General features: G+C 72.0%; 23 protein-coding genes, 1 tRNA gene and 1 pseudogene. 4 read left to right on the top strand and 21 right to left on the bottom strand.

All coding sequences use genetic code 11. From position 1 onward, the window contains the following. The 15 genes and pseudogenes from KGS77_RS31165 to KGS77_RS31095 form a co-directional block, all read right to left on the bottom strand. A pseudogene (locus tag KGS77_RS31165) lies at positions 1–273 on the bottom strand (hypothetical protein); the annotation flags it as partial. Positions 274–277: 4 nt separating this feature from the next. Beyond that, positions 278–1303 (bottom strand): adenosyl-hopene transferase HpnH, encoded by a 1026-nt coding sequence (gene hpnH, locus KGS77_RS31160; protein WP_242586462.1) that lies wholly within the window; start codon positions 1301–1303, stop codon positions 278–280. A 5-nt stretch (positions 1304–1308) separates the two neighbouring features. Continuing rightward, complete coding sequence (locus tag KGS77_RS31155; protein ID WP_242586460.1) at positions 1309–1989, bottom strand: 1-hydroxy-2-methyl-2-butenyl 4-diphosphate reductase; 681 nt, start codon at positions 1987–1989, stop codon at positions 1309–1311. Further along, positions 1989–4163, bottom strand: a complete 2175-nt coding sequence (gene shc / locus KGS77_RS31150; RefSeq protein WP_242586458.1) for a squalene--hopene cyclase — start codon at positions 4161–4163, stop codon at positions 1989–1991. Before shc ends, KGS77_RS31155 begins: the two co-directional genes overlap by 1 nt. 130 nt (positions 4164–4293) lie before the next feature. Continuing rightward, a complete protein-coding gene (locus KGS77_RS31145) occupies positions 4294–5358 on the bottom strand; it encodes a polyprenyl synthetase family protein (protein ID WP_242586456.1) in 1065 nt (354 codons plus the stop codon). A 65-nt stretch (positions 5359–5423) separates the two neighbouring features. Beyond that, entirely contained in the window at positions 5424–6869 is a 1446-nt protein-coding gene (gene hpnE, locus KGS77_RS31140) for a hydroxysqualene dehydroxylase HpnE (protein WP_242587798.1), read from the bottom strand. A 115-nt stretch (positions 6870–6984) separates the two neighbouring features. Then, the gene (gene hpnD / locus KGS77_RS31135; RefSeq protein WP_242586454.1) at positions 6985–7938 is read right to left on the bottom strand and encodes a presqualene diphosphate synthase HpnD; all 954 of its coding nucleotides are present in this window, start codon (positions 7936–7938) and stop codon (positions 6985–6987) included. 8 nt (positions 7939–7946) lie between these two features. Next, entirely contained in the window at positions 7947–8813 is an 867-nt protein-coding gene (hpnC, locus tag KGS77_RS31130; RefSeq protein WP_242587797.1) for a squalene synthase HpnC, read from the bottom strand. A gap of 458 nt (positions 8814–9271) precedes the next feature. Next, positions 9272–10081 (bottom strand): ABC transporter ATP-binding protein, encoded by an 810-nt coding sequence (locus tag KGS77_RS31125; RefSeq protein ID WP_242586452.1) that lies wholly within the window; start codon positions 10079–10081, stop codon positions 9272–9274. Continuing rightward, positions 10074–11003: an ABC transporter permease gene (locus KGS77_RS31120; protein ID WP_242586450.1), complete on the bottom strand. Its 930-nt coding sequence runs from the start codon at positions 11001–11003 to the stop codon at positions 10074–10076. The genes KGS77_RS31125 and KGS77_RS31120 overlap by 8 nt, the downstream gene beginning before the upstream one ends. A 78-nt stretch (positions 11004–11081) precedes the next feature. Further along, complete coding sequence (locus KGS77_RS31115) at positions 11082–11954, bottom strand: glycosyltransferase (protein WP_242586448.1); 873 nt, start codon at positions 11952–11954, stop codon at positions 11082–11084. An 11-nt stretch (positions 11955–11965) separates the two neighbouring features. Beyond that, positions 11966–12745: a CDP-alcohol phosphatidyltransferase family protein gene (locus KGS77_RS31110; protein WP_242586446.1), complete on the bottom strand. Its 780-nt coding sequence runs from the start codon at positions 12743–12745 to the stop codon at positions 11966–11968. Continuing rightward, entirely contained in the window at positions 12723–13787 is a 1065-nt protein-coding gene (locus KGS77_RS31105) for an iron-containing alcohol dehydrogenase family protein (RefSeq protein ID WP_242586444.1), read from the bottom strand. Before KGS77_RS31105 ends, KGS77_RS31110 begins: the two co-directional genes overlap by 23 nt. Beyond that, the gene (locus tag KGS77_RS31100) at positions 13775–14512 is read right to left on the bottom strand and encodes a phosphocholine cytidylyltransferase family protein (RefSeq protein ID WP_242586442.1); all 738 of its coding nucleotides are present in this window, start codon (positions 14510–14512) and stop codon (positions 13775–13777) included. Before KGS77_RS31100 ends, KGS77_RS31105 begins: the two co-directional genes overlap by 13 nt. Next, complete coding sequence (locus KGS77_RS31095) at positions 14509–16305, bottom strand: DUF5941 domain-containing protein (RefSeq protein WP_242587796.1); 1797 nt, start codon at positions 16303–16305, stop codon at positions 14509–14511. The genes KGS77_RS31100 and KGS77_RS31095 overlap by 4 nt, the downstream gene beginning before the upstream one ends. 585 nt (positions 16306–16890) lie before the next feature. Between KGS77_RS31095 and KGS77_RS31090 the strand changes: the two genes are divergently transcribed. Both KGS77_RS31090 and idi read left to right on the top strand, forming a co-directional pair. Then, positions 16891–17835 (top strand): cation diffusion facilitator family transporter, encoded by a 945-nt coding sequence (locus tag KGS77_RS31090; protein WP_242586441.1) that lies wholly within the window; start codon positions 16891–16893, stop codon positions 17833–17835. 76 nt (positions 17836–17911) lie between these two features. Next, positions 17912–18523 (top strand): isopentenyl-diphosphate Delta-isomerase, encoded by a 612-nt coding sequence (gene idi, locus KGS77_RS31085; RefSeq protein WP_242586439.1) that lies wholly within the window; start codon positions 17912–17914, stop codon positions 18521–18523. On the opposite strand, the gene KGS77_RS31080 is transcribed toward idi, so the two are convergent. The 4 genes from KGS77_RS31080 to KGS77_RS31065 form a co-directional block, all read right to left on the bottom strand. Next, complete coding sequence (locus KGS77_RS31080) at positions 18498–18989, bottom strand: ATP-binding protein (RefSeq protein WP_242587795.1); 492 nt, start codon at positions 18987–18989, stop codon at positions 18498–18500. The genes idi and KGS77_RS31080 overlap by 26 nt on opposite strands. 100 nt (positions 18990–19089) lie before the next feature. Beyond that, the gene (locus KGS77_RS31075) at positions 19090–19821 is read right to left on the bottom strand and encodes a DUF308 domain-containing protein (RefSeq protein WP_242586437.1); all 732 of its coding nucleotides are present in this window, start codon (positions 19819–19821) and stop codon (positions 19090–19092) included. 163 nt (positions 19822–19984) lie between these two features. Beyond that, positions 19985–20058: transfer RNA gene (locus KGS77_RS31070), tRNA-Met, on the bottom strand. Between the two features lie 92 nt (positions 20059–20150). Next, positions 20151–21794 (bottom strand): ABC-F family ATP-binding cassette domain-containing protein, encoded by a 1644-nt coding sequence (locus KGS77_RS31065; protein WP_242586435.1) that lies wholly within the window; start codon positions 21792–21794, stop codon positions 20151–20153. A 209-nt stretch (positions 21795–22003) separates the two neighbouring features. Here KGS77_RS31065 and KGS77_RS31060 point away from each other — a divergent pair, with 209 nt between their 5' ends. Beyond that, positions 22004–22843, top strand: coding sequence for an enoyl-CoA hydratase/isomerase family protein (locus tag KGS77_RS31060; protein ID WP_242586433.1), 840 nt, complete (start codon positions 22004–22006; stop codon positions 22841–22843). A gap of 86 nt (positions 22844–22929) precedes the next feature. Here the strand turns inward: KGS77_RS31060 and KGS77_RS31055 are convergent, their stop codons facing one another. Continuing rightward, entirely contained in the window at positions 22930–23328 is a 399-nt protein-coding gene (locus KGS77_RS31055) for a hypothetical protein (protein WP_242586431.1), read from the bottom strand. Between the two features lie 240 nt (positions 23329–23568). Here KGS77_RS31055 and KGS77_RS31050 point away from each other — a divergent pair, with 240 nt between their 5' ends. Then, positions 23569–25758, top strand: a complete 2190-nt coding sequence (locus KGS77_RS31050) for an ATP-binding protein (RefSeq protein WP_242586429.1) — start codon at positions 23569–23571, stop codon at positions 25756–25758. Positions 25759–25762: 4 nt separating this feature from the next. Here the strand turns inward: KGS77_RS31050 and KGS77_RS31045 are convergent, their stop codons facing one another. Further along, positions 25763–26401 (bottom strand): DJ-1/PfpI family protein, encoded by a 639-nt coding sequence (locus KGS77_RS31045; protein WP_242586427.1) that lies wholly within the window; start codon positions 26399–26401, stop codon positions 25763–25765. Positions 26402–26471: the final 70 nt, after the last annotated feature.

The following is a 26471-nucleotide window of genomic DNA, read 5'->3' as shown; positions in this document are numbered from 1 at the left end:
TGGATTCACCCGCACCGCCGCACGGCCCGCGTCGATCGCCGCGAAGACGTACTCCGGCTGGAAATCAATGTCCGAGGTCCGCGTCGTCGTCATCGACCGCGCCGGCACCGGCGCGTCTGCGCCGACCGCCACCGGCCCGACCCGGATCGGCCGCGACGCGCGTCGCGGCGTGGCGGTCCGGGCCGGGTCCTGGGGCAGTCCCGGTGCTGTGCTTCTCCCGGGGCGTGCCGTGGGACGTGTCCTGGCCGCTCCGGGAGGCTCACCACCGTTCATCACGTCACCCGCGGTTTCCCGCGACGGTTTCCCGGGCGGCCCGCAGCGACTCCTTCAGGGAGCCCATGGTGGCCAGGACGGCGGTGGGCTCGTAGCCGCAGTGCGCCATGCAGTTGGCGCAGCGCGGGTCCTTGCCGCGGCCGTACTTCTCCCAGTCGGTCTCCTCGATGAGCTGCCGGTACGTGGGGACGTACCCGTCGCTCATCAGGTAGCAGGGGCGCTGCCAGCCGAAGAGCGAGTAGTTGGGGATCGCCCAGGCGGTGCACGGGAAGTCCGCCTTGCCTTCCAGGAAGTCCAGGAAGAGCGGGCTGTGGTTGAGCCGCCAGCGGCGCCGGTTGCCGCCGGCGAACGCCTTCCTGAACAGCTCGCGGGTCTGCTCGACGCCCAGGAAGTGCTCCTGGTCGGGCGCCTTCTCGTAGGCGTAGGCGGGCGAGAGCATCATCTCGTCGACCTTGAGGTCGTCGTTGAGGAAGTTCAGCACCTCGATGATGGTCTGCGGGGTGTCGGTGTTGAAGAAGGTGGAGTTGGTGGTCACCCGGAAGCCGCGCCGCTTGGCTTCTCTGATGGCCGCCACCGCCTCGTCGAAGACGCCTTCCTTGGCGACGGACTCGTCGTGGCGTTCGCGCATCCCGTCGATGTGCACGGCGAAGGCGAAGTACGGCGACGGCCGGAACTTGTCCATCTTCTTGCGCAGCAACATGGCGTTGGTGCACAGGAAGACGTATTTGCGCCGGGCGACCAGTTGCCGCACGATCTCGTCGATCTGCGGGTGCATCAGGGGCTCGCCGCCCGCGATGGAGACCATCGGCGCGCCGGACTCCAGCACCGCGCCGACCGCCTGCGCGACCGGCATGCGCTGTTTGAGCACCCCGGCGGGATGCTGGATCTTACCGCATCCTTCGCACTTGAGGTTGCAGGCGAAAAGCGGTTCGAGTTCGACGATGAGCGGGAACTTCTCGCGCCTGCGGAGCATTTTCTGTTCAAAGAGATAAGTACCGACCCTGATGGACTGTCGGATGGGCATGGCCATCTGGCTCACCTCCTGGGGAGCGACAAAGAACGGTGCCATTCGAAAAAGACGGGGAGGACGGAGCGCAGCACACGGAAAGCCGATATGCCCCCGCGCAGCGTTCCGATCCTGACCAGCTCATGTTCGGGAGCGTCCACCACGACGCGTACGGCCGCAACCGGACGATCTTCGGCCAGGGTCGCGGCGCGGAGGGTCGCGGCGGATTCCATGTCCACCGCGACGGCTCCCTGGGCGTGCAGTGCGGCGCGCTCGGCGCCGCGTACGACGTGGTCGCTGCCGCGCAGCAGACCGGTGTGCACCCGCGCGCCGCGTGCCGCCAGGGCCCGTAGCAGCGGGCCGTTGTCCCGGCAGACGACGTCCGTGGTGTCCGGCCGGTGGTCGCGGGTGGCATCGGCGACGACCAGGTCCCCGGGGCGCATCCCGGGGACGAGGCCGGCGCAGAAGCCGGTGGCGATCACCGGGGACCGTTCGGTGCCGAAACCGGCGCGCAGCGCCCTGGTCAGGGCGCGCTCGGCGGCGTGCGGTCCCATGCCCGTACGCAGGGTGACGACGGGAGTGCCGACGGCGTCCCGGTCGGCGCCGCGCAGCGCGAACTTCTCGATCCCCAGCGCGCAGGCGACCAGCAGCGGGACCGGAGCGCCCTCGGGGGGCGTCCGGCCGGTGTCGTCCGCGTGCAGGGGCTTCATCAGGCCCCCACGGGAGCGGCGGCGGGCCCGCCGTTGACGTAGCGGCCCAAGGCTGTGAGCGGGAAGACCTGTCGGTAGAGGTGGTAGTTGATGGAGAAGTCCCAGGGGAAACCGGTGCCGGTGAAGTACGGCTCGTCCCAGGATCCGTCCGCGCGCTGGGTTGTGGCCAGCCAGCGCACTCCGCGCCGTACGGCCTCGCTGTCCCGCTCGCCGGCCGCGAGCAGCGCCATCAGGGCCCACGCGGTCTGCGAGGCGGTGGAGGCGCCGCGGCCCGCCCACGCCCTGTCCTTGTAGGAGCGCTGGTCCTCGCCCCAGCCGCCGTCCTGGTTCTGGACCTTTTTCAGCCAGTCGACGGCGCGGCGTACGGCGGGGTGCGAGGCGGGGATGCCGGCGGCGGCCAGCGCGGGCAGCACCGATCCCGTGCCGTAGAGGTAGTTGGTGCCCCAGCGTCCGAACCACGAGCCGTCCGGCTCCTGTTCGGCCAGCAGCCACCGGATGCCGCGGCGGGTGACGGGGTCGTGGGCCCGGCCGAGGTCGGCGAGCATCTCCACCATGTGGGCGGTGACGTCGGCGGAGGGCGGGTCGATGACCTCGCCGAAGTCGCAGAACGGCAGCCGGTTGGGGAACGGGCTGGTGTTGTCGGCGTCGAAGGCCGCCCAGGCGCCGTTCTTGGACTGCATGCCCACGCTCCAGCGCGCGGCGCGCCGTACGGCGTCCTCCATCCGCCGTGGATCGGGGTGTTTGACGCGCCGCAGGGCCAGGATGACCTCGGCGGTGTCGTCGATGTCCGGGTAGTTGTCGTTCTCGAACTCGAACGCCCAGCCGCCGGCGGCGAGCTGCGGCCTGCGGACCGCCCAGTCGCCGGGGCGGGCGATCTCCTCGGCGAGCATCCAGTCGGCCGCCTTGACCAACTGCGGGTGGTCGGCGGGCAGTCCGGCGTCGGCCAGCGCGATGGTGGCCAGGCAGGTGTCCCACACCGGGGACTGGCACGCCTCGATCATGCGGACGGGGGCGCCGTCCGGGCCGTCCTTGCGCCATACGGCGAAACGGTCCAGCGACTCCAGGCCGGCCCGCAGCACGGGGTGGTCCAGGTCGTACCCGAGCAGGTGGAGTGCGATGACCGAGTAGACGGCCGGTGGCTGGATGCCGCCCCAGCAGCCGTCGTTCTCCTGGCGCTCGATGATCCAGCGGGCCGCCGCGCGCATGGCCGCACGGCGCGGCCTGCGCAGCGCGACCTTGTGGTAGAGGTGCAGCGCCTTGTCCAGCCGCTGGAAGACGCCGTCCCAGGTGGTGGCCGGGGCGAGCGGGCGGGAGGGGTTGGGGTGACGCGGGTCGGTGTGCAGCTCCTCCAGGGCGAACGGCGCGGGCCGTACGGGCCGCTTGGCCGAGACGATCGTCAGCGGCACGATGGTCTGCCGCGCCCAGCACCCGAAGTCGTAGATGTTCAGCGGGAACCACTTGGGGAAGTAGATCAGTTCCGGCGGCAGTTCGGGCAGGTGCTCCCACTTCCACCAGCCGAACAGGGCCAGCCAGATGCGGGTGAAGACGCGGGAGGCGGCGATGCCGCCCTGCTCGCGGATCCAGGCCGAGGCCCGGGCCATGTGCGGGTCCTCGGGGCGGTCCCCGGCCAGCCGCAGGGCGACGTACGCCTCGATGGTGGTGGACAGCTCGCCGGGCCCGCCGTAGAAGGTGGCCCAGGTGCCGTCCGTGCCCTGCTGGCCGCGGATGTAGCGGGCCGCGGCCTCGGTGGTGCGGGCGTCCTGGATGCCCAGGAACTGACGTAGCATCAGGTCCTCGGCGTCCATGGTGACGTTGGTCTCCAGGTCGCCCTTCCACCAGCCGGCGGTGTCCTGGATCGACAGCAGGAAGTCGGTGGCCCGGGCGGTGGCGTGCCGGGCGGCGGCCATCGTGTCCTGGGGCCCGGTGGTGGCGGTGTCCTCGGCGCTCGCGGCGTTCCCGTCCTTTGCGGGCTTCTGGGACTCCTCAGCCTTTTCAGGCTTCTTAGGCTTCTCGGACTTGTCGGCTTGCGCCGCGTCGGCCGCCGTCACCGTCTTCGTCGCCTCTGCCGCGTCCGCCGCGTCGGTGAGGTGTTCAGTTGTCTCAGCGGTGGCATCGCTGGCCGAAGGGGCCCGGGGCGGCAGCGCCCCGGTGCTTCCGTCGGTCGTCGCTGTCATGGCTTCCCCTTCTGCAGTGAACTGTCAAGCGTGCATGGGGTCTCCGTCGGCCGGTGCCCTGGGCACCCCGGCCCGCGACCGGGGGCCGGGCACCGGCCGGCGACTGCGCACTAGATGGGGTCGATGGCGATCATCTCTCTCGTACGACGACGAAGTCCGCGAGCGCGACGAGCTGCGCGCGGACCTGTTCGGGCATGTCGACCTCGTCCAGCGCGGCGATGGCCGTGGCGTGCTGGCGGCGGGCCTCCTGGGAGGTCCACTTCCGGCCGCCGGCCTCCTCGATGAGGGCCGCGCGGGAGGCGAACTCCTCCTCGGTGAAGTCGGCGATCTCCGTCTCGCTCTTGCCGGCGTCGGCGGCGAGGATGGCGGCGAGCCGCTCGGAGGCGGGGCCGGAGGCGGCCAGCGCCGCGACGACCGGCAGTGACTTCTTGCGCTGGCGCAGATCGCTCCAGGTCTGCTTGCCGGTGGCGTCCGGGTCGCCCCAGATGCCCAGGAGGTCATCGACGGCCTGGAAGGCGAGACCGAGGTGGTAGCCGTACTTCTCCAGGGTGTCGGCGGTGTGGTCGTCGGCGCCGCCCAGGACGGCGCCGATGGAGACCGCGCAGGCCAGCAGCGCGCCCGTCTTGTTGCCCTCCATCTCCAGGCACTCCTCGACGGTGACCCGCTCGCGGTGCTCGTAGGAGATGTCCTGGGCCTGGCCGTCGATCAGCTTGCGGGTGGCGCGGGTGAGCCGGCGGGTGGCCCGGCCCGCCTCGACCGTTCCCAGTTCCAGCAGTATTTCGCCGGCGAGCGCGAAGAGCGCGTCGCCGACGAGGATGGCCTGCGCGGGCCCGTGCACCTTCCACACCGTGTCGCGGTGCCGGCGCTGCTCGTCGCCGTCCATCAGGTCGTCGTGCAGCAGCGAGAAGTTGTGCACCAGTTCCACGGCGACGGCGCCGGGGATGCCCACCTCGGGGGGCGCTCCAGCGGCCTGCGCCGACAGCAGCGCCAGTGCGGGGCGTACGGCCTTGCCTCCGTCGCCCGCGGCCGGGCGGCCCTCGGCGTCGATCCAGCCGAAGTGGTAGGCGGCGACGGTGTCCATGGGAGGAGCGAGCCGGTTCACGGCGGCACGCAGCACGGGAGTGGCGAGCGTGCGCCCGCGCTCCAGCAGCGCGGCAACGCTCTCGGTGTCGATAGCTGGGGAAGCCGGGGTCACGGTTTCTCCTCTGTTTCCGATGCTCGTGCTCGTGCGAGCGGTCGTGCTCGTGGTCGTGCTCGTGGTCATGCCACCTCCTGGGGCAACTGGCCCTGGGGGAAGCCGAGTCCGGTGAGCGCCTCGCGGGCGGCGGCCAGACCGCTGCGCACGGCGCTTTCCATGGTCGCGGGCCACCCGGTGGCGGTCCACGCACCGGCCAGGTACAGGCCGGGGTTCTTGGTGCGGGCGGCGGGGCGGAGCCTGCCGACGCCCGGGGCGGGCGCGAACGTGGCGGTGCGTTCACGGGTGACGAAGAAGTCGCGGACCTCGGCGCCGCGGGCGGCGGGCAGCAGCCGCGCCAGTTCGGGCAGGTAGCGCTCGCGCAGTGCGGCGACGGGCCGGTCGATCTCGTCCTGGGCCGCGGACTGGGAGACGGCCAGGTACTGGCAGCCCTTGCCGCCGGGCAGGCCGGCCAGGCCGGAGGCGTCGGTGCGGTCGAAGACCCACTGGACCGGCGAGCCGAGGGCCGCGAAGAAGGGGCGGCGCAGCACCTTGCGGTCGTAGATGATGTGGAGGTTGAGGATCGGCGCGGTGCCGATGTCCAGCAGCCGGTCCTGGTGGTCCAGGCTGCCGTCGGGCAGCAGGGCATGGGTCTCGCGCTGGGGCAGCGCGAGGACGACGGTGTCCGCGTCCAGTTCGGCCCGGCCGTGCGGCCCGTTGCTCACCGTCACCCGCCAGGTGCCGTCCTGGGCAGGGGAGACGGCGGTGGCGCGGGTACGCAGTTCGGTCCGAACGCCCGCTTTGTCCAGGGCGGTGCGGGCGAGGGTGTCGTGCACCTCGCCGAGGGGGGCCCGTGACCAGCCGATGTCGGCGGCGCCCGGGTCGCTGAGCAGTCCGGTCTTGAAGACCTTGGCGGCCAGGCCCATCGAGGCGTTGGGAGCCGTGGCGTTGAGGGTGGCGACGCCGACCAGGTCCCACAGGGCCTCGATCGTACGGGGCGACTGGCCGTGCCGGCGCAGCCAGGTCGCGAAGTCCACGCCGTCCAGGGCGGGGTCGGCCGGGTCCAGGGACTTCAGGGCCAGCGCCGCGCGGCCCACGCCGGCCCGCTCGGCGAGGGACAGATGGGGGTAGGTCGCCAGGCTCCTGGCCAGGTGCAGCGGTACGGGCAGCGCGGTGCGCCGCAGCCGCCCCAGCTTCATCCGGTCCGCGTCCAGCACCGGTACGTCCATGCGGTCCTGGAGGGGGACCAGGTGGCGGCCCTGGACCCGGTCCAGGAACCAGGAGTAGGCGGTACAGCACCGCAGGTAGACGTGCTGGCCGTTGTCGATGCTCAGTTCTCCCGCCGTGCACTGCCGGCGGAAGGAGAAGACCAGCCCGCCCAGGCGCGGCCGGCCCTCGACGAGGGTGACCCGTGCTCCCGCGTCGGCCAGCGCCAGCGCTGCCGTGATGCCCGCGAGACCGCCCCCAATGACCACCGCAGCCGCCCCTTGGGGACGGCCTGCTCGCTGTGCATCGTGCCGGTCGGGCCGCATCTTCTCCGATGTCATTCGCCCTCCCTGATTACTGCTGTCAGGGACGCAACACCCTGGCGGACGGTTGCCCGCCGCCATGAAGCGGGCTCCTCGCCGCCGTCCGCTTCCCGGCTCGTCATCCGCGCCTCCTGATGGACGGGCCGCCGCCGCACCGGCGGCCGACGGCCCGTGCGTCCAGTCCCGACAGGCCGCGTACGGCGACGAACGCCTTCTCGCGGCCGGGCAGCGAGACCCGGCCGCGCAGTACGGCCTGCGGATCGGCGGCGATCCGCGCCAGCAGCCGGTGGTAGATGCCGGCCATGGCGGCCACGCAGGCGCCGCTGCGCCGGTCCAGCATGGGCAGCAGCCGGAAGCCCTCGGCGAACAGGGCGCGGGCGCGGCGGACTTCGAAGTGGACCAGGCCGGTGAAGTCCGACCCGGGCGGCGGGAGGGGACCGTTGAAGCCGGCCGAGCAGCCGAACTTGGCGAGGTCGTCGGTGGGGAGGTAGGTACGGCCGTTGCCCGCGTCCTCGCGAACATCTCTGAGGATATTGGTGAGTTGGAGAGCGAGCCCCAGCGTATCGGCGTACTCGGAGGCGCGTTGTGTGTCGCGTGCGCCGGGTACGGTGCCGAAGACGCCCAGGGAGAGCCGTCCGATGGCCCCGGCCACACAGCGGCAGTAGACCTTCAGGTCCTCCCAGGTCTCATACGTCTGGCCGCGTACGTCCATCAGGACGCCGTCGATGAGTTCGTCCAGGCCACCGAGCGGCAGCGGGAAGCGCCGGGCCGCGTCGGCCAGCGCGACCGCCACGGGATCGGTGTCGTCCTCCTGGACCTCGCCGCCCCGGATGCGGGCGAGCAGGGCCCGGTTGTCCTCCAGCCGCCGCTGCTTGGCGGCGGGGTCCAGCGTCCCGTCGCCGATGTCGTCGACCCGGCGCGAAAAGGCGTAGAGCGCCGACATGGCCTGCCGCTTCTCGGTCGGCAGCAGCCGGATGCCATAGGCGAAGTTACGGGCCTGCTGCCCGGTCACGGCCTCGCAGTAGCGGTACGCAGCGAGCACCGGCGCGGACGCGTGTGCGGTAGCCTCCACCGTCCTACTCACCCCTCTCTTCGCAGTGTCGCCCCGACCTCGCGCAGCAGTGCGAGCTTGGTCGCCTTGGGCGGTCCAGGGAGTACGTCGTGGTCGGCGGCGGCGACCGCCTGGAGTGCGGCGCGTCCGCCGGCCACGAATCCGGCGAGCAGGAGCCTGAGCCTGCCGTGGACGCTACCCACCAGCGGTGTGCCTTCATTCAGCAGCTCGTGGGCGCGTTCCGCCTCGTACGCGATCAGTGCGCGTACCTCGGCGCTGCCGCTGGGAGCAGCCAGGTCGGCCTCGGTGACGTCGAAGCGCTTGAGGTCCTCGGCGGGGAGGTAGACCCGGTCCCGGCCGAGGTCCTCGGCGACGTCCTGGAGGTGTTCGATGATCTGGAGCGCGGTGCAGATGGCGTCGGAGTGCCGTACGCGCTCGGGCGTCGTGGTGCCGGTGACGCCCAGCACGAGGCGGCCGACGGGGTTGGCGGACAGTTCACAGTACGCGAGCAGCTCGGCGTAGGTGGCGTACCGACGTACGCGCTGGTCCTGCCGGTTGGCCTCGATCAGGCCGAGGAAGGGCTCGGGGGTCAGGCCGCAGCGGCGGACGGTGGGGCCCAGACGGCGCATGAGCGGGTGGCCGGGGCCGGGGGCGCGGTCGCTGAAGACCCGGTGGAGGTCGGCCTCCAGCGCGTCGAGCAGCGCGAGGCGGTCATCCGCCTGTGCCCGGTCCAGCCCCAGGAGCACGGCGTCGCCGCCGCCGGGCGCCAGGTCCCCGTCACCGATGTCGTCCACGAGCCGGGCGAAGCCGTAGACGGCCATCAGGTCGGTGCGCCAGGCGCGGGGCAGGAAGAAGGGGGCCACCGGGAAGTTCTCGTGCGCGGCCTTGTCCAGCACGGTACGCGACTGCGCGTCCGCCCGCCCCTTCACTGCCACCGCCCTCCGGATGACGGCGCCGCGCGCCTGCTCCGTTTTCCGGCTCACCGGAGGCTGCCCGGCGCATGGGGGAGCCGGATAGGTCCAGTAGCCATTGCCGTCACGACTCCCGTTCTACACCGCCAAGCTAAAACATCCCATTTCGGACACGCCGCAGGCCCCGACCTGTCCGGCCGGGCCCCTCGCCGTCCACGCGGATGAGTATTGCCCGACTTGTGCCACTTGTGCTGTTCAGTACCCGTACAGCTTACGCCGTACATCTCATCAGCGACCGAGGGGGTGCCGAACCGTGAAGCAACGATCCGGTCAACATCCAACCCTCCCCTAACTGTTCCGCATGATGAAGGAGTTGACCATTTGTTAACGATCAACGGCCCCCACGAGCGGACTCGTGGGGGCCGTGGGGCGCTCGGCGGGGACTACTTGCCCGTTTCCTTCTCGTACGCCTTGATCACTTCGTCGGTCGGGCCGTCCATGAGGAGTTCGCCCTTCTCCAGCCACAGCACCCGGTCGCAGGTGTCCCTGATCGACTTGTTGTTGTGGCTGACCAGGAAGACCGTGCCCGCCTCCTTGCGCAGCTCGCGGATGCGTGCCTCGGAGCGCTTCTGGAAGGCCCGGTCACCGGTGGCCAGCGCCTCGTCGATCATCAGCACGTCGTGGTCCTTGGCCGCCGCGATGGAAAACCGCAGCCGGGCCGCCATCCCGGAGGAGTAGGTGCGCATCGGCAGCGAGATGAAGTCGCCCTTCTCGTTGATGCCGGAGAAGTCCACGATCCCCTGGAACCGCTCCCGGACCTGGTCGCGGGACATGCCCATCGCCAGCCCGCCCAGGATCACGTTCTTCTCCCCCGTCAGGTCGTTCATCAGCGCCGCGTTGACCCCCAGCAGCGACGGCTGCCCATGGGTGTAGACCCGGCCGCGCTCGGCCGGCAGCAGCCCCGCCACCGCCTTGAGCAGCGTGGACTTCCCCGACCCGTTGGATCCGATCAGCCCGATCGACTGCCCCCGGTAGGCGGTGAAGGACACCCCGCGCACCGCGTGCACCTCCCGCACCCCCGCCGCCGGCTTGCGCCGGATGATCCGCCGCAGCGCCGCGGTCGCCCCGCCCTTGCCCGCACCCGCCCCGTACACCCGGTACACGATGTGCAGATCATCCGCGATCACGGTCGGGACCCGGGCGTCCGCCGGCGCGCCGCCCGGAGCCTTGACGTTGTCCTGCTGCTCAGCCACGGCCGTAGCGCTCCTCAGCCTTCCAGAAATACACGAAGCCCGCGATGCCGACCACGGCCGCCCAGCCCAGGGCGAGCGCCCAGGCGTGCGTCGGGAGCTGGCTCGCCTTGAAGCTGTCGATGAGCGCGAAGCGCATCAGGTCGATGAAGACCGCGGCCGGGTTCCAGTCCAGGAGGACGGTGACGAACCCGGGGATGTCCTTGCCCTCGGTGATCTTGTCGATGCTGAACATCACGCCGGACGCGTACATCCACGTCCGCATGATGAACGGCATGAGCTGCGCCAGGTCCGGCGTCTTGCTGCCCAGGCGCGCCATGACCATCGCCAGGCCGGTGTTGAAGACGAACTGCAGCAGCAGGGCCGGGATCGCCAGCAGCCAGGACCAGGTCGGGAGCTGACCGAAGCCCAGCAGGATGGCGATCAGCACGACCATCGAGAACAGCAGTTGCTTGAGCTGCATCAGGCAGAAAGAGATGGGCAGGCAGGCGCGCGGGAAGTGCAGCGCGCGCACCAGGCCCAGGTTGCCCGAGATCGCCCTCGTGCCGGCCATCACCGAACTCTGGGTGAAGGTGAAGATGAAGACGCCGGTGACCAGGAAGGGCACGAAGTCCGGGACCCCGTTGCGGGTACCGATCAGCAGTCCGAAGATGAGGTAGTAGATGAGCGCGTTCAGCAGCGGCGTCACCACCTGCCAGACCTGGCCCAGCTTCGCCTGGCTGTACTGAGCCGTCAGCTTGGCGCTGGAGAAGGCGGAGATGAAGTGCCGGCGCTCCCAGAGCTGCCCGATGTACTGCGGCAGGCTGGGGCGGGCCCCGCTCTGCGACAGGCCGTACTTCTGGGCAAGCTGGGCCGGCGACAGCCCGTCGTCGGGTGATGGCGGGGCACTCATGGCGACCGCACTGTCGTGCGTAGTCTCGCTCACAGTTGACACTTTCGTCCTCAAGGTGCGCTGCCGGGGCCGTGCCCCGGATCGCGCCTGATGCTCTCAGATACGAGCTTGTCAGATGACGGGAGGGCGGCCCAGTCGGGTCAGGCGCCAAACGGTACGCCACTTCATGGGACGCCTGGGGCCGCAGGGAGCCGCCCAGCCTTCCCTGAAGCCGCCCAGCCAGGCACGCAGCGCGGGCCGCGAGGGACGCCGGGCGAGGGTGAGCAGGAACCAGACACCGAGATAGACCGGAACAAGAAGGGCCGGGAGATTGCGGCGGGCCAGCCAGACACGGTTGCGGGCCACCATGCGGTGGTAGACCGCGTGCCGGCTGGGGGCGTGCGTGGGGTGCAGCAGCACCATGTCGGACCGGTAGTCGATCATCCAGCCGGCGTCCAGGGCACGCCAGGCCAGATCGGTCTCCTCATGGGCGTAGAAGAAGTCGCCGGGCAGCCCGCCGACCTCCTGGAAGACCGCCGTACGGACCGCGTTGGCACCGCCGAGGAAGGTCGTGACGCGGGAGGAGCGCAGCGGGTCCGAGGCGCGCAGCCGCGGCACGTGCCGGCGCTGCGTCTGCCCCGTCTCCGGGTCCGCGATGCGGAAGCTGATGATGCCCAGCTTCTTGTCGCGGGTGAACGCCTGCCGGCACAGTTCGGCGGTGTCCGTCCGGGACAGCAGCCCGTCGTCGTCCAGGAAGAGCAGGGCGTCCACCTCGCGGCCACCGGGCCCGAAGGCTTCGATGCCGACGTTGCGTCCGGCCGGGATCCCGACGTTCTCCGGGAGCTCCACGGTCCGTACGCCCTCGGGCAGCGGCGGCAGCGGTGAACCGTTGCCCACGACCACGACCTCGATCGGATCGCCGTCCTGCTTGGCGACCGAGTCCAGCAGGGCACGCAGCTCCTCCGGGCGGTTGCCCATGGTCAGGACGACCGCGCCGAGCTTCATGGGGACCTCCGTCACTTGAGCCTGCTGGAGGCGAGGATGGACACGAGGTGGAGCAGCGTCTGGAGGAGCGCGATGCCCGCCAGGACGGCGACACCGAGCCGGGAGAAGAACAGGTCCCCCCGTACGGTGTCGACCACGGCCAGGACCAGGATCAGCAGTGACGCCTCGATCCCGAGGATCAGCCGGTGGAACTTCAGCGCCGCGGCGGCCCTGCGGGCCAGCGCCATGCCGGACGAGCGCGGCTCGGACGCCGCTTCCTTTACCGGCGGCAGTCCGCCCTGGTGCCGGGCCACGCCGACCAGGTCGGTCTCGGCCTTGATCAGGATCGCGCCGAGGGCGGCGAGGGTGCCCAGGAAGGCCCACAGCCAGTCGATCCGCCCGGAGCCCCACAGGTCGGCGGCGCGCAGGCCGAAGCCGACCAGCACGGCGGCGTCGGTCAGGTAGGCACCGACCCGGTCCAGGTACACCCCGCCGAGCGAGAACTGCTTCTTCCAGCGGGCCACCTCGCCGTCGACACAGTCCAGCAGCAGGTAGAGCTGGACCATCAGCACACCGAGCGCGGCCCCCCAGATCCCCGGCACCAGCAGGGCCGGGGTCGCAAGGACGCCGAAGACGGTCATCAGGTAGGTGAGCTGGTTGGGAGTGATCCTGGTGTTCACCAGGTACCGGTCGATGCGCAGGGAGACCTCGCGCATGTAGAGCCGGCCGGCCCAGTGTTCGCCGCTGCGCCGGTCCTTCACCCCCGGGGGGTGAACAACCGGGCGGAGCTCAGCTACCGATGGCTTTTGCATAGTCGGCGTATGCGTCCCTGATCTGGTCGGTGGACAGGTTGAGATGTTCAAGGATCGTGTAGCGGCCCGGGCGGGTCTGCGGGGCGAACGCGACGGCCTCGTAGAGGTCCTGCCGGCTGAAGCCCATCTCCCCCGGGAGCACCGGGCAGGCATGGCGGCGCAGGGTGTCCGCCATGATCCCGGCCGTCTCCACGTCGCCGCGCAGGAACGTGGCGAAGATGCCGCCGAATCCGCACTGGTCCCCGTGCGGCGCGTTGCGCTTGGGGAAGAGCAGGTCGAAGGCGTGGCTGATCTCGTGGCAGGCGCCCGACGCGGGGCGGCTGTCGCCCGCGACCGACATCGAGATGCCGCACAGGACCAGCGCCTCGGCGAGGGTGGTCAGGAAGGCGTCGTCGGCGATGGTCCCGGGGTGGCGCAGGACCGCCTCGGCGGCCTGGCGGGCCATGGCGGCGGCGAGGCCGTCGATCTTCTCGCCGGTCTCGCGGTTGGACAGCTCCCAGTCCGCGACCGCCGAGATCTTGCAGACCACGTCGCCGATGCCGGCCCGGACGTACTCCGGCGGCGCCTGGCGGATCACATCGAGGTCGATGACGATCCCGATCGGGTTCGGCACGCCGTACGAGCCGCGGCCCGCGTCGTTGTCCAGCGTGGCGACCGGCGAGCACAGGCCGTCGTTGGCGAGGTTGGTGGCGACCGCGACCAGTGGCAGCCCGACCCGCGCGGCGGCGTACTTCGCGCAGTCGACGATCTTGCCGCCGCCGAGGGCGACCACCGCGTCGTAGCGGCCACCCTTCTTGATCGAGTCGGCGAGGCGGACCGCGCCGTCGATGGTGCCGTCCGCGCCCGTGAACCAGTCCGCGCCGGGCAGGGCGGGGGCGAACCGGTCGCGCAGCGCGACGCCCGAGCCGCCGCTGATGGCGAAGGCGAGCCGTCCGGTCGGAGCGATGCGCTGATCGGACAGGATGGTGCCCAGATCCTCCAGCGCCCCGGCCCGGATGTCGACGACGACCGGCGAGGGGATGAGCCTCGTCAGTACTGGCACGCGATCTCCCGGCCCTTGGCGAGGTCGTCGTGGTTGTCGATCTCGACCCACTTGACGTCGCCGATCGGCGCCACGTCGACCTTGAAGCCGCGGTTGACCAGCTCCTGGTAGCCGTCCTCGTAGTACAGGTCGGGGTCGCGCTCGAAGGTGGTCTTCAGGGCGTCGGCCAGCTCCTCGGCGGCCTCGCCCTCGATGAGGGTGACGCCGATGTACTCACCGGTGGCCTCGGCCGGGTCCATGAGCTTGGTGATCTTCTGGACGCCCTTGTCGGGGTCCACGACGACCTTCATCTCCTCCTCGGCCAGGGTCTTGACCGTGTCGAGCGCGAGGATGATCTTCTTGCCGTCGCCGCGGGCGGCGAGCAGGGTCTTCTCGACGGAGACCGGGTGCACGGTGTCGCCATTGGCGAGGATCACGTCGTGCTTGAGGGCGTCACGGCCGCACCACAGGGAGTAGGCGTTGTTCCACTCCTCGGCCTTGTCGTTGTCGATGAGGGTGAGCTTGAGGCCGTACTTCGCCTCCAGCGCGGCCTTGCGCTCGTACACGGCCTCCTTGCGGTAGCCGACGATGATCGCGACCTCGGTCAGGCCGATCTCGGCGAAGTTGCCGAGCGTCAGGTCCAGGATGGTCGTGTCGCCGTCGACCGGCACCAGTGCCTTGGGCAGGGTGTCGGTGTAGGGGCGCAGACGCCGTCCGGCGCCGGCTGCCAGCACGAGGCCGATCATGCGGGTTCTCCTTCATCGTGTACGGCGGGTGCTCCGGAGGACACCCAGAAGCGGATGCTCTCGATGAGCACCAGCAGCGCCAGGGCCCCCGCGAGGACCGTCAGCGCGATTGTGAAATCTGTGGAGTGCAGCAGGGCGGCGAGGACCGCGACCACCAGGGTCCGTCCCTCGTGTCCGCCGGTCGCCCTCACCAGCCACCGCGGGGGCGCACCGCTGCCGCCACGGATGCGGTAGACCGTGTCGTAGTGATGGTAGGCGACCGCCGCGACCAGCCCGAACGCCGCGGGCAGCGCTCCGGGCACCTCCGAGCGGGCGGCCAGGACCAGAATCGTGACGTATTCGGCGACGCGGAACAGCGGCGGCACCAGCCAGTCCAGGGGGCCCTTGAGGGGGCGGGCGACGGCGACGCCTGCGAAGAGCGCGTACACGGCCGCGCCCAGGACGGGCCACCAGGTGCCGGGGGTGGGCCGCCAGAAGAGCTGGACCATCAAGAAGGCCAGGCCCGCGAAGGCCATCAGGGGCGCGGTCATCGTTCCGCGCGCCGCGGGGCCCTCGGCGACCAGTTCGGCCGCCGGGCCGGAGTCGGCGAGGTCGGCCAGCGCGCGGGCGGCCCGGTCGGTGCGGCGGGCGCGGCGTGTCACGGAGCGCAGCACCCGTCCGGCGGTGGTGTAGCAGGCGGCCAGGGCGCAGCCGATGAGCAGGGCGCAGAAGACGACGCGCGGGGTGGTCAGGGCAGTCAGGACGGCGATCATCGCCCAGCGCTCGCCGATGGGCAGCACGATCATCCGGCGGACCCAGACGGTCCATCCGACGCTGTCCAGGCGCCCCGAGAGGGCGGCGGTGGGGCTGGTGTTGGCGGTGGCGTCGTGGTTGGCCTCGTTGAAGGCGAAGTCCACGACGTGGCGGCAGGTCTGGAGGACCATCGCGCCCAGGGCCAGCGCCCATACGTCGTCCCCGCCGCGCGCGGCGCCCAGCGCCAGGCCCGCGTAGTACGCGTACTCCTTGGCGCGGTCGAAGGTCGCGTCCAGCCAGGCGCCCAGCGTGGAGTACTGCAGGGAGTAGCGGGCGAGCTGCCCGTCGGTGCAGTCCAGGACGAAGGACAGGAGCAGCAGCACGCCGGCCGCGACGAAGCCGCCGCGGCTGCCGGTGGCCGCGCAGCCCGCCGCGATCAGCGCGGTGAGCAGGGAGGCGGTGGTGACCTGGTTGGGGGTCAGGCCGCGGCGCGCGCACCAGCGGGCGAGGTAGCGGGAGTAGGGGCTGATGAAGAAGGTGGTGAAGAAGCCGTCCCGGGACTTCACGGCCGTACGCAGCCGTACGGCCTCCTCGTCGACGGCGGCGACGGCCTCCTGGGCCCGCTCCCGTTCGGCGGGCGTGGTGGGGACCGCGGCCACCAGCGTGCCCAGCTCCACGCGGTGCGGGGCACCGCCCTCGGCCTCCAGGGCGTCGGCGAGGGTGTCGGGCAGCACGTCGGTGTACGCGGCGCTGCCCGGGCCGGCCGGGACGGACGCGGCGGCGCGGGCGAGCGCGGGGCGCGCCTCGGGCTGCGCCGTGAGGGCGCCGGTGACCGCGGCGGCGGGGAAGCGGGGGTCGGTCAGCGCCAGCCGCAGCGCGTGGACGTGGCCCACGAAGCGGGGGTCGACCAGGGCCACGCGCTCGTGGGCGGGGACCGTGGCCAGGACGTCGGCGGTGGCGTCGGGCCCGTCGGCGTGCCGGACGTCGAAGCCCAGCGCGCGCAGGTCGCCTTCGAGTGGCGACCCGGCGACCGGCGGACCGGTGAGGATGGCGGTCGACAGACGAACTCACTCCTTGGAAGCTGGCAAAGCCGCGTCGGCCGGTCCGCATTCGGAACGGACTACCCGGGCAGCGGGCGTAGCACACCTCTGCTCCCGTATGGAGGGGTGGCACGTCGGCAGAGGCTATCGGATCGCCGGATGCGGCCGTTCACCGCGCATTCACCGCCCGATCGGGTGACCGGCGGCTGCGCCTGCCGCGATCATCATGGTGGATCGGGAGGCTCCGGAACAACTGGCCTCCGAGTGGGATGCCGGTTATGTCGCGGTAGGCAGCGTCCCGTACCGATTCGAGCAGGGTGGGGGATCCAGCCATGTCCGCATGAGACGGGACAGGCTCCGGCGGCCCGTACGAGAGCCCCGGAGGCGGACGTTCCGCACCCGACCGGAGCCGGACCGCCCTTCTCCGACGTTTGTACGGACCGGCGTTTCCGCAGGTCAGGGCGGCAATAACGGGGTTCACCACCGCATTGCGCACACCCCCGGCCCGTAGTTCACTGCTAGGGGACGGCTGATCCGTCCGGCCTCCCGCCAGGCACCGGCGGCCGGTGGGCGGTGGCCGGTACGGCGACGTGGAAGGCGTACGGCATGGGCCCAGGGCACGACCACGGACACTCCCCCGGCGCACGGCCCGGTGCGCGAGGCACCGCGACCGCCGCCCACCGGGGGCGGCTGCGGGGCGCGCTGGCACTGACCGCGACGGTGATGGTCGCCGAGCTGCTCGGGAGCCTGCTGACCGGGTCGCTGGCGCTGCTCGCGGACGCCGGCCACATGGCCACGGACGTGGTTGGCCTGACGATGGCGCTGGTGGCCGTCCGCTTCGCCGCCCGCCCGCCCTCCCAGCGGCGCACCTTCGGTCTGGCGCGGGCGGAGATCGTCGCGGCGGTGGCCAATGCGCTGCTGCTGTTCGGTGTGGGCGGCTATGTCCTGATCACGGCGGTTCCGCGGTTCTTCGAGCCGGTCGAGGTGCCGGGCGGTCCGACGCTGCTCTTCGGTGGCCTCGGTCTGGCCGCGAACCTCGCCTCGCTGGCGCTGCTGATGCGCGGGCAGCACGACAGCCTCAACGTGCGGGGCGCGTTCCTGGAGGTCACGGCGGACGCGCTGGGTTCGGTCGCGGTGATCGTCGCGGCGCTGGTCATCGCGCTGACGGGCTGGACGGCGGCCGACCCGGTCGCCTCCGTCGTCATCGGCCTGATGATCGTGCCGCGGACCTGGAAGATGTTCCGGGAGTCCCTGGACGTCCTGCTGGAGGCCGCACCGAAGGACGTGGACATGGCGGAGGTCAGGGCGCACATCCTGGCCCTGCCCGGCGTCGTGGGCCTGCACGACCTGCACGCCTGGACGATCACCTCCGGCATGCCGGTGCTCTCCGCGCACGTGGTGGTCGGCCGGGACGTCTGGGACTTTGCCGCCCACGAGAAGCTGCTGCACGACCTCCAAAGCTGCCTGGGCGACCACTTCGACGTCGCACACTGCACCTTCCAGCTCGAACCGCACGGCCATGCGGCGCACGAGGCACAGCTGTGCCACTGACGAGAGACGAGCTCTGCCACTGATGCGGTGAAAGCTGAGGCAGACTTGACGCCGAAGACCGACGACAAGGATGGGCATGCCGATCACACCTGCCAACGGACAGACCGCCGGGAGCGCGGCGGCGAGCACACCGGACGGCACCGCCGAGCCGATCTTGCTGGAGCTGGTCGACGAGGACGGCGCGACGATCGGCACCGCGGAGAAGCTGGCGGCCCACCAGCCACCGGGGCAGTTGCACCGGGCGTTCTCGGTCTTCCTCTTCGACGGGAAGGGGCGGCTGCTGCTCCAGCGCCGGGCGGCGGAGAAGTACCACTCCCCCGGCGTCTGGTCCAACACCTGCTGCGGTCATCCCTACCCCGGCGAGCCGCCGTTCGTGGCCGCCGCCCGGCGGACCGCGGAGGAGCTGGGGATCGCGCCCGCGCTGCTCGGTGAGGCGGGGACGGTGCGCTACAACCACCCGGACCCGGTGTCCGGGCTGGTCGAGCAGGAGTACAACCACCTGTTCGTGGGGCTCGTACGGCAGGAGCCCGCGCCCGACCCGCGGGAGGTCGGGGAGATCGCGTTCGTGACCCCTGGTGAGCTGGCGGAGCGACACGCCCTGGCGCCGTTCTCGGCGTGGTTCATGACGGTGCTGGACGCGGCGCGGCCGGCGGTCCGCGAGCTCACAGGTGAGGCGGCGGGCTGGTAGGGACCGGGGTGAGCGGCAGTTCGGCCCATACCGCCTTGCCGCCGCTCACCGTGTGCTCCACGTCGCACTTGCCGCCCGCCTCGACGGTGAGCATCTTCACCAGCCACAGCCCCCGGCCGCCTATGTCCTCCTCGTTCGCTTGGAGTGCCTTGGGCCGGTAGGGGTGGTTGTCCTCGACCGCCACACGCACCCAGTTCGCCCCGACGGTGATCTCCAGGACGATCTCCGGGGAGAGCAGCGCGGCGTGCTGTACGGCGTTGGTGACCAGTTCGGAGACGATCAGCAGCAGGCTGTCCTTGATGCTGTCGGCAGCCGGGACGCGCCGGCGCTTCAGGAGGTCCCGGACCGCGTGCCGGGCGCGCGGCACCGACGACTCCAGTGCCGGGACGGTGAACCGCCGGACACCTTCGTGCGCGAGCGGAGAAGCCAGGTCTTCGGGGGGCTCGGCCGGGGGTCCAGGGGGCATCCTCACACGTCGAGTGTTGGGAACGGGCTGGTCCGGACCGGCATACTGATAACAAGTCGCCGCCTATCGACGTCTTCTGATCTGTTTCTCTCGCCGGGCATCAGCCCTGTGACTGGTTCTGGTCTTTTTGTTTCTTGTGCAAGGACTGTCCTCGCGTGACGGAACCGGGCCTGCCGGACGGATACGCATCGGGGGACGCCCGTGCGGCGGACGGTGCCGACGGGGGCGGTGCCGCCGCCCCGGCCACCATGCCCACCACCCGGCGTCCGCCGATCCCCAGCGCGAGCAGCCCCAGGCCGTCGAAGAGCAGCGCCAGGGAGAAGAAGCACCCGATGACGTACAGACTGCTGTGCGGCCAGTCGGCGAGCACCAGGACACCCAGCAGGATGCCGAAGGCGCCCTGCACCAGCGTCCAGCCGGCCTGCGGACCCCCTACGATCGCACCGCCCACGAGCCGGAAGATGCCGCCGGTCAGGAAGAGCAGGGCGGCGAACATCGTCAGGGCCTCGGCGGTGACGTCCGGCCGGCGCAGCACGACCACGCCCGCCGCGATGTTCACGGCCGCCACGATCACCGCGAGCCACAGGAAGTTCGAGCCGCGCGACTGGACGGCGTGCAGCAGCCCGACCAGGCCGCCGACCAGCAGCAGCCAGCCGAAGAGCAGCATCGTGGTGAGCGTCGCCGCCCAGACGTACACCAGGCCGACCAGTCCGGCCAGCACCAGGATCACACCGAGCGCCGCGAGCCCGGAGAAGCCGCGGCCCAGCCGGTTCGCCGACTCCTGCGGGGACGGGGCCCCGCGGTCCTTGCGGCGGCTGTCTCCACCGAACATCCGGCACCTCCTCGCTCGGTCCCTGTTGTCCCGGTATACCCCTGTTCCGGGGTGTCAGCAGGGCGAGCGGAGCGGACCGGGCGTCCCGCGACAATCAAGGCGCGGTGCCGGTGTCACACGCCAGCAGGGCCCGGTGCCTTGGCACCGGGCCCTGCTGTATGAGTAGCGGGGACAGGATTTGAACCTGCGACCTCTGGGTTATGAGCCCAGCGAGCTACCGAGCTGCTCCACCCCGCGTCGGTACGTCCACCGTACGGGGTCCGCGGCTCCGAAGACAAATCGCTTCCCCGGCGACCGCCCGGCCCGCCCGCTCACCCGGCCCTTCCCGCTCACGCGGTCCGCTCGGTCACCCGGCCCGCCTCGACCTCGAAGCGCCGCGTGAGGTGGACCGCCTCCAGCATCCGCCGGTCGTGGGTGACCAGCAGCAGCGTCCCCTCGTACGAGGCCAGCGCCGATTCGAGCTGCTCGATCGCGGGCAGGTCGAGGTGGTTGGTCGGCTCGTCCAGGACCAGCAGGTTGACCCCGCGGCCCTGGAGGAGGGCGAGCGCGGCGCGGGTGCGCTCCCCCGGCGAGAGGGTGCCGGCCGGGCGCAGCACATGGGCCGCCTTGAGTCCGAACTTGGCCAGGAGGGTCCGTACGTCGGCCGGAGCCAGGTCCGGGACCGACCGGCGGAAGGCGTCCAGCAGCGGTTCGTCACCGACGAACAGCCCCCTGGCCTGGTCGACCTCGCCGACCACCACACCGGACCCCAGATACGCCCGGCCCGCGTCCAGCGGGAGCCGGCCCAGGAGGGCGGCCAGCAGCGTGGACTTGCCCGAGCCGTTGGGGCCGGTGACGGCGACCCGGTCCGCCCAGTCGATCTGGAGGTCCACCGGGCCGAGGCGGAAGTCCCCGCGCCGGGCCTCGGCGCCGCTCAAGGTGGCCACGACCGCGCCCGAACGGGGCGCGGCGGCGATCTCCATCCGCAGCTCCCACTCCTTGCGCGGCTCCTCGACGACCTCCAGGCGCTCGATCAGACGCTGGGTCTGCCGGGCCTTGGCGGCCTGCTTCTCGGTGGCCTCCACCCGCGCGTTGCGGCCCACCTTGTCGTGGTCGGTGGCCTTGCGGCGGGCGTTCTTGACGCCCTTCTCCATCCAGTTGCGCTGGGTGTGGGCGCGCCGTTCCAGGGCGGCCCTGGTGTCGGCGTACTCCTCGTACTCCTCGCGGGCGTGCCGCCGGGCCCGCTCGCGCTCCTCCAGGTAGGACGCGTAGCCGCCGCCGTAGGTGTTGACCTGCTGCTGGGCCAGGTCCAGTTCCAGGACGCGGTTGACCGTACGGGTCAGGAACTCGCGGTCGTGGCTGACCAGGACGGTCCCGGCGCGCAGGCCCCTCACGAACGCCTCCAGCCGGTCCAGGCCGTCCAGGTCGAGGTCGTTGGTGGGCTCGTCCAGGAGGAAGACGTCGTAGCGGGAGAGCAGCAGCGAGGCGAGCGAGGCACGGGCGGCCTGGCCGCCGGACAGTGAGGTCATCGGCTGGTCGAGGCCGACGGCCAGGCCGAGTTGACCGGCGGTCTCCTCGGCGCGTTCGTCCAGGTCGGCGGCGCCCAGGGCGAGCCAGCGCTCCAGGGCGAGCGCGTAGGCGTCATCGGCGCCCGGCTCCTCCTCGACCAGCGCCCGGGTGGCCTCGTCCAGGGCGAGCTGGGCGGCGCTCACGCCGGTGCGGCGGGCGAGGAAGGCCCGTACGGACTCCCCCGGGCGGCGGTCGGGCTCCTGCGGGAGGTGGCCGACGGTGGCGGTGGGCGGGCTGAGGGCGAGCTTGCCGCCCTCCGGCGTGTCCAGGCCGGCCAGCAGGCGCAGCAGCGTGGACTTGCCCGCGCCGTTGGCCCCGACGAGGCCGATGACGTCCCCGGGAGCGACGACGAGATCGAGGCCGGAGAACAGGACGCGCTCGCCGTGGCCGGCGGCGAGGTCTTTGGCGACGAGGGTGGCAGACATCAGGCCACCGATCGTATCCGGCGGCCCGGGAGGCGGTCGCGTGGATATCCCCGTGCCCGGGGCGCGGTCGTCCCGCCGTCTGGGACGTGGTGGCCGCACCGTACGGGGTGCCGTCGCTCTGCCGTACAAGGCGCGGTCGCCCGGCCGCCGCCCGGAGCACGGCCGCTCGCGCGTACCGCTCCACGATCCGGGCATGGAACGATCCGGGCATGGAACCGGGCCTTTGGACGCATGTCAGCGACGGGACAGCGACCGTCACGATCAGCAACCCCGCCAAGCGGAACGCGATGACGAACGGGATGTGGCGCGAGCTGCCGCCGCTGCTGGAGCGCCTGGCGGCCGACCGTTCCGTACGGGTCCTGGTGCTGACCGGCGCGGACAAGACCTTCTGCGCGGGCGCGGACATCGGGTCGCTGCGGGGGTCGGCGCAGGAGTCCAAGGGGCTCGCGACGGCGGCCGAGGAGGCGCTGGCCGCGTTCCCCAAGCCGACGGTGGCGGCGGTCCAGGGGACCTGCGTGGGCGGCGGCTGCCAGCTCGCGGTCGCCTGTGACCTGCGGCTCGCGGAGGAGGGAGCGCTGTTCGGGGTGACGCCGGCGAAGCTGGGCATCGTCTACCCGCCCACGGCCACCCGGCGGCTGGCCCGGCTCGTGGGGCCGTCGGCCGCCAAGTACCTGCTGTTCACGGGCGAGTTGATCGACTGCACCCGGGCGCTGCGGACGGGCCTGGTGGACGAGGTGCTGCCGGAGGGCGGGCTGGCCGGGCGGGTGGCGCGGCTGGCGGCCGTCCTGGCGAGCCGGTCGCAGCTCACGCAGGCGGCGGCCAAGGAGTTCGTGAACGGCATGGCGGAGGGGGACGGCACGGAGGCGGCAGACGGTGCGGGGGCGGGCGACGGTACGGCGGACAGCGTGGCGGACGGGGACGGCAGGGCGGACGCGGCCCGGGTCGCGTACTGGGAGGCGCAGGCGCGCCGCAGCGGCGACACCGCCGAGGGTGTCGCCGCTTTCCTGGAGCGCAGGACGCCACGGTTCTCCTGGTCGGCCGGCTCCTGAAGGAAGCCGGGCGGCCGGCGCGAACCGTCACCTCGTCCCGTACGGCGGGCGGACCGCCCCTCCGTCGGTGGAGTTCACCACCCCCGTCAGGTGAACTCCCCGTCCGTCTGGAGGGTCAGGCGCACATTGGTGTCGGCGGTGCCGTTGTTGGTGGCACAGGCGACGTAGTCACCGGCCCCCGGGAAGTTGCCCCAGGTGTCGCGCAGTTCGACGGCGTAGGAGGTGACCAGCCCGGGGCTGCCGGTGCCGGGCACGGTGACGTTCTGGTACTGGACCTTGAATTTCGCTCCCTGGCCGGTCGCCCGGCCGTCGACGCGCACCTTGTGGTCGGCGTGCTGCTGGACGCAGCGCTGCTCTCCGGGGTGCAGGGTGCCCCCGTAGAACTGCGAGGCGGACGCCGGGCCCGCGGCGCACAGCACGGCGAGCCCGGCGGCCGACGCCGCGGCGAACACGGCACCCGGCACGGTGATCTTCCCGCGATTCATCCGGTTCCTATGATTCATATGGTTCCTACGGTTCATCTTTCTCGTCCCCCTCGGGCATACCTCGGTCACGGCATTGGTCGTAACTTGGTGATATTCAGGTGATAACTGGTCGGAAGTGGCCGTACGTGGTCGGCACCCCCTGAAGGTAGGGGCGGCGACTGTCCGCAACGCAGACCGTTCTTGGCCCGTTCCGTATCCGATCGGGATCCGTTCCGGCCGCCCCGGCGCGATACTTGGACGGTGGGCGACCGGTTGGGTGACCGGCTCGCGACGGCGCGCGAACAGGGATTCGTCGGCCGCCGCCGGGAGTCCGCGGACTTCTCGGCCCTGCTGGCCGCCGGACGGGGCGCGGTGGTGTACGTGTACGGGCCGGGCGGCATCGGCAAGACGGCGCTGCTGCACCACTTCGCGCAGCTCGCCGGCCGCGCCGGGCGGCCCCCCGTACATCTGCATGCGAGCGAACTGCGCCCCGACGAGCCGGAGATGACCGCCCGCATACCCGACCGTCCCGACCCGGTGCTGCTCATAGACGGCCTGGACGGCGCGCCCGGCGCCACCGACGCCCTGCGCACCTTCCACCGCGAACTGCTGGCCCACCTGCCCGGACGCGCCCTGGTCGCGCTGGCCGGGCGGGTGGCGCCCCCGCTGTCCTGGCGGCTGGACCCGGCCTGGCGGGGCCTGCTGCACCCGGTGCCGGTCGGCCCGCTGGACGAGGCGGACAGCCGTGAGCTGCTGGCCCGCCGCGGGGTGCCGGAGCACGCCCGGGACGCGGGCCTGGCCTTCACCCGCGGCCATCCGCTGGCGCTCGCGCTGGTCGCGGACGTCACCGCGCACGGCGGCGAGCCGGTGCCGCCCGACCGCTCGCCGCAGATCGTCCAGGCGCTGCTGGCCGGGCTGCTGGAGGCGGTGCCCACACCGCTGCACCGGGCCGCGCTGGAATCCTGCGCGCAGGTGCTGGAGACCACCGAGCCGCTGCTCGCCGCCCTCCTGGAGACCGGTGACGCCCGGCCGTACTTCGACTGGCTGCGCGCGCTGTCCGCCATGGAGTGCGGGCCGCGCGGCATCCACCCCCATGACCTGGTACGGGATGTGCTGGACGCGGAGCTGAGGTGGCGTCACCCCGAGCGGCGGGCGCTGCTGCACCGCCGGGCCGGCGCGTACTACCAGCGGCTGTTCACCGAGGACGACGACCGGGCCCGGCAGCGCGCGGTCCTGGCGGACTTCGCCTATCTGCACCGGGACAGCCCGGTGGTCGGGCCGCTGCTGGACCCGGTGACGCGCGGCGCGGCGGGCGCGGCCCACCTGGACCGGCTGAGCGTCTCGCCGCTGCCGGTGAGCGGCGGCGAGCTGATCCAGGCGTGTGCGATCGCCGCGATCCACGAGGGGAGCGCGGCGGCGCGGCTGGTACAGGACTGGTCGGTGCTCCCCCAGGCGCGCACCCACACCGTACGGGGCCCCGACGGGGTGGCCGCGGGGTTCTACACGCTGATCGAGCTGACCGGCACCGAGCCGCCGGGGGCGCCGGCGGACCCGGCGGTCCGCACGGCCTGCGACTGGCTGGCGCGCCACGGGGAGCTGCGGGAGGGCGAGACGGCGCTGCTGGTGCGGTTCTGGATGAGCCGCGACGAGTACCAGGCGGTCTCGCCCGTTCAGACCCTGATCACACTGCGGCTGACCCACCACTACCTGACCGGGCACCGGCCCGCGCTGACGCTGCTGCCGTTCGCCGACCCGGAGTTCTGGGAGGCGGGCTGTGCCTATGTCGACTTCGCACGGCTGCCCGCGGCCGACTTCACCTCGGGCGGGCGCCGGTTCGGGATGTTCGTCCACGACTGGCGGCGGGTGCCGGGTCCGGCGTGGCTGACGATGCTCATCGAACGCGAACGGGCCCAGGACCCGCTCGCCGTGCCGCCCCCACCCGCCCCGGAGCCGCTGCGCGTCCTGGACCGGGAGGCGTTCGCACACGCCGTACGGGAGGCGCTGCGCGGGCTGGCCCGGGCGGACGGGCTGCGGGACTCGCCGCTGCTGGGGACCCGGCTGGTCACGGCGCGGTGTGCGCGGCGGGCCGGGCCGCGGGAGCGGGCCACGGCCCTGCGGGAGGCGGTACGGGCGGCAGCCGCCGCGCTGGAGGCGTCCCCGCAGGACCGGCGCGGCTTCCGGGCGCTGCACCACACCTATCTGCGGCCGGCCGGTACGCAGGCGCGCGCCGCCGAGCTGCTGCGGCTGCCGATGACGACCTACCGGCGCCATCTGGCCGCCGGGATCGGGCGGCTGACGGAGCTGTTGTGGCAGGAGGAGCTGGACGCGCCGGGCGAGGGCGCGCCCGGGAACAGCGAGGGCGCGCCCGGGAGCGGCGGAGGCAGCGGGGCCGGTGGGGGCGGCGGGTCCGGCGGAGGCAGCGGGGCCGGCGGGGGCGGCCCTTCGGACTGAGGTGTCAGTCCTTCAGGAAGAAGCGGCTGTGCTCCCGCAGCGCCGCCGTCACCTCGGGGGGAGCGGTCCGCGGCGAGCCCGCGTTGTACGGCGGCTGCGGGTCGTACTCGATGCCGAGCTGGACGCACTGGGCGCGGAAGTCGCCGGCCACCCGCCCCACCAGGGCCAGACCCATGTCGATGCCGGAGGAGATACCGGCCGCGGTGACGTACTTGCCGTCGAAGACGACGCGTTCGCCGGTCGGCTCGGCGCCGTAGGTGGCCAGCAGGTCCAGCGCCATCCAGTGGGAGGTGGCGCGGCGGCCCTTGAGCAGGCCCGTGGCGGCCAGGATCAGCGAGCCGGTGCACACGGAGGTGGTCCAGGTGGTGCCGGCGTCCACGGCGCGGATCCACTCGTGCAGCGGGCCGTCCTCCATCTGCTCGTTCTGCCCGGGGCCGCCGGGCACGACGAGGATGTCCGGGGCGCTCACCTCGGACAGCTCGGCGTCGGCGACCAGCCCCAGCGTGCCCAGTTCGTTGCGGTACGGTCCGGTGCGCTCGCCCACCAGGACCACCTCGGCGCCGGGGATGCGGGCGAGGGTTTCGTACGGGCCCACGGCGTCCAGAGTCGTGAAGCGGTCGAAGAGCAGGATCGCGATCTGCACGGTAACTCCTGTCGATCAGAGGGACGAGAGAAACGGAAGAGACGGAAGGGACGGAAGGTACGGTCGGGAA

This window comes from Streptomyces sp. MST-110588, from assembly GCF_022695595.1.
Lineage (GTDB): Bacteria > Actinomycetota > Actinomycetes > Streptomycetales > Streptomycetaceae > Streptomyces.
Note: the sequence above shows the minus strand (reverse complement) of the source record. Positions and strands in the feature narration are given on the sequence as shown.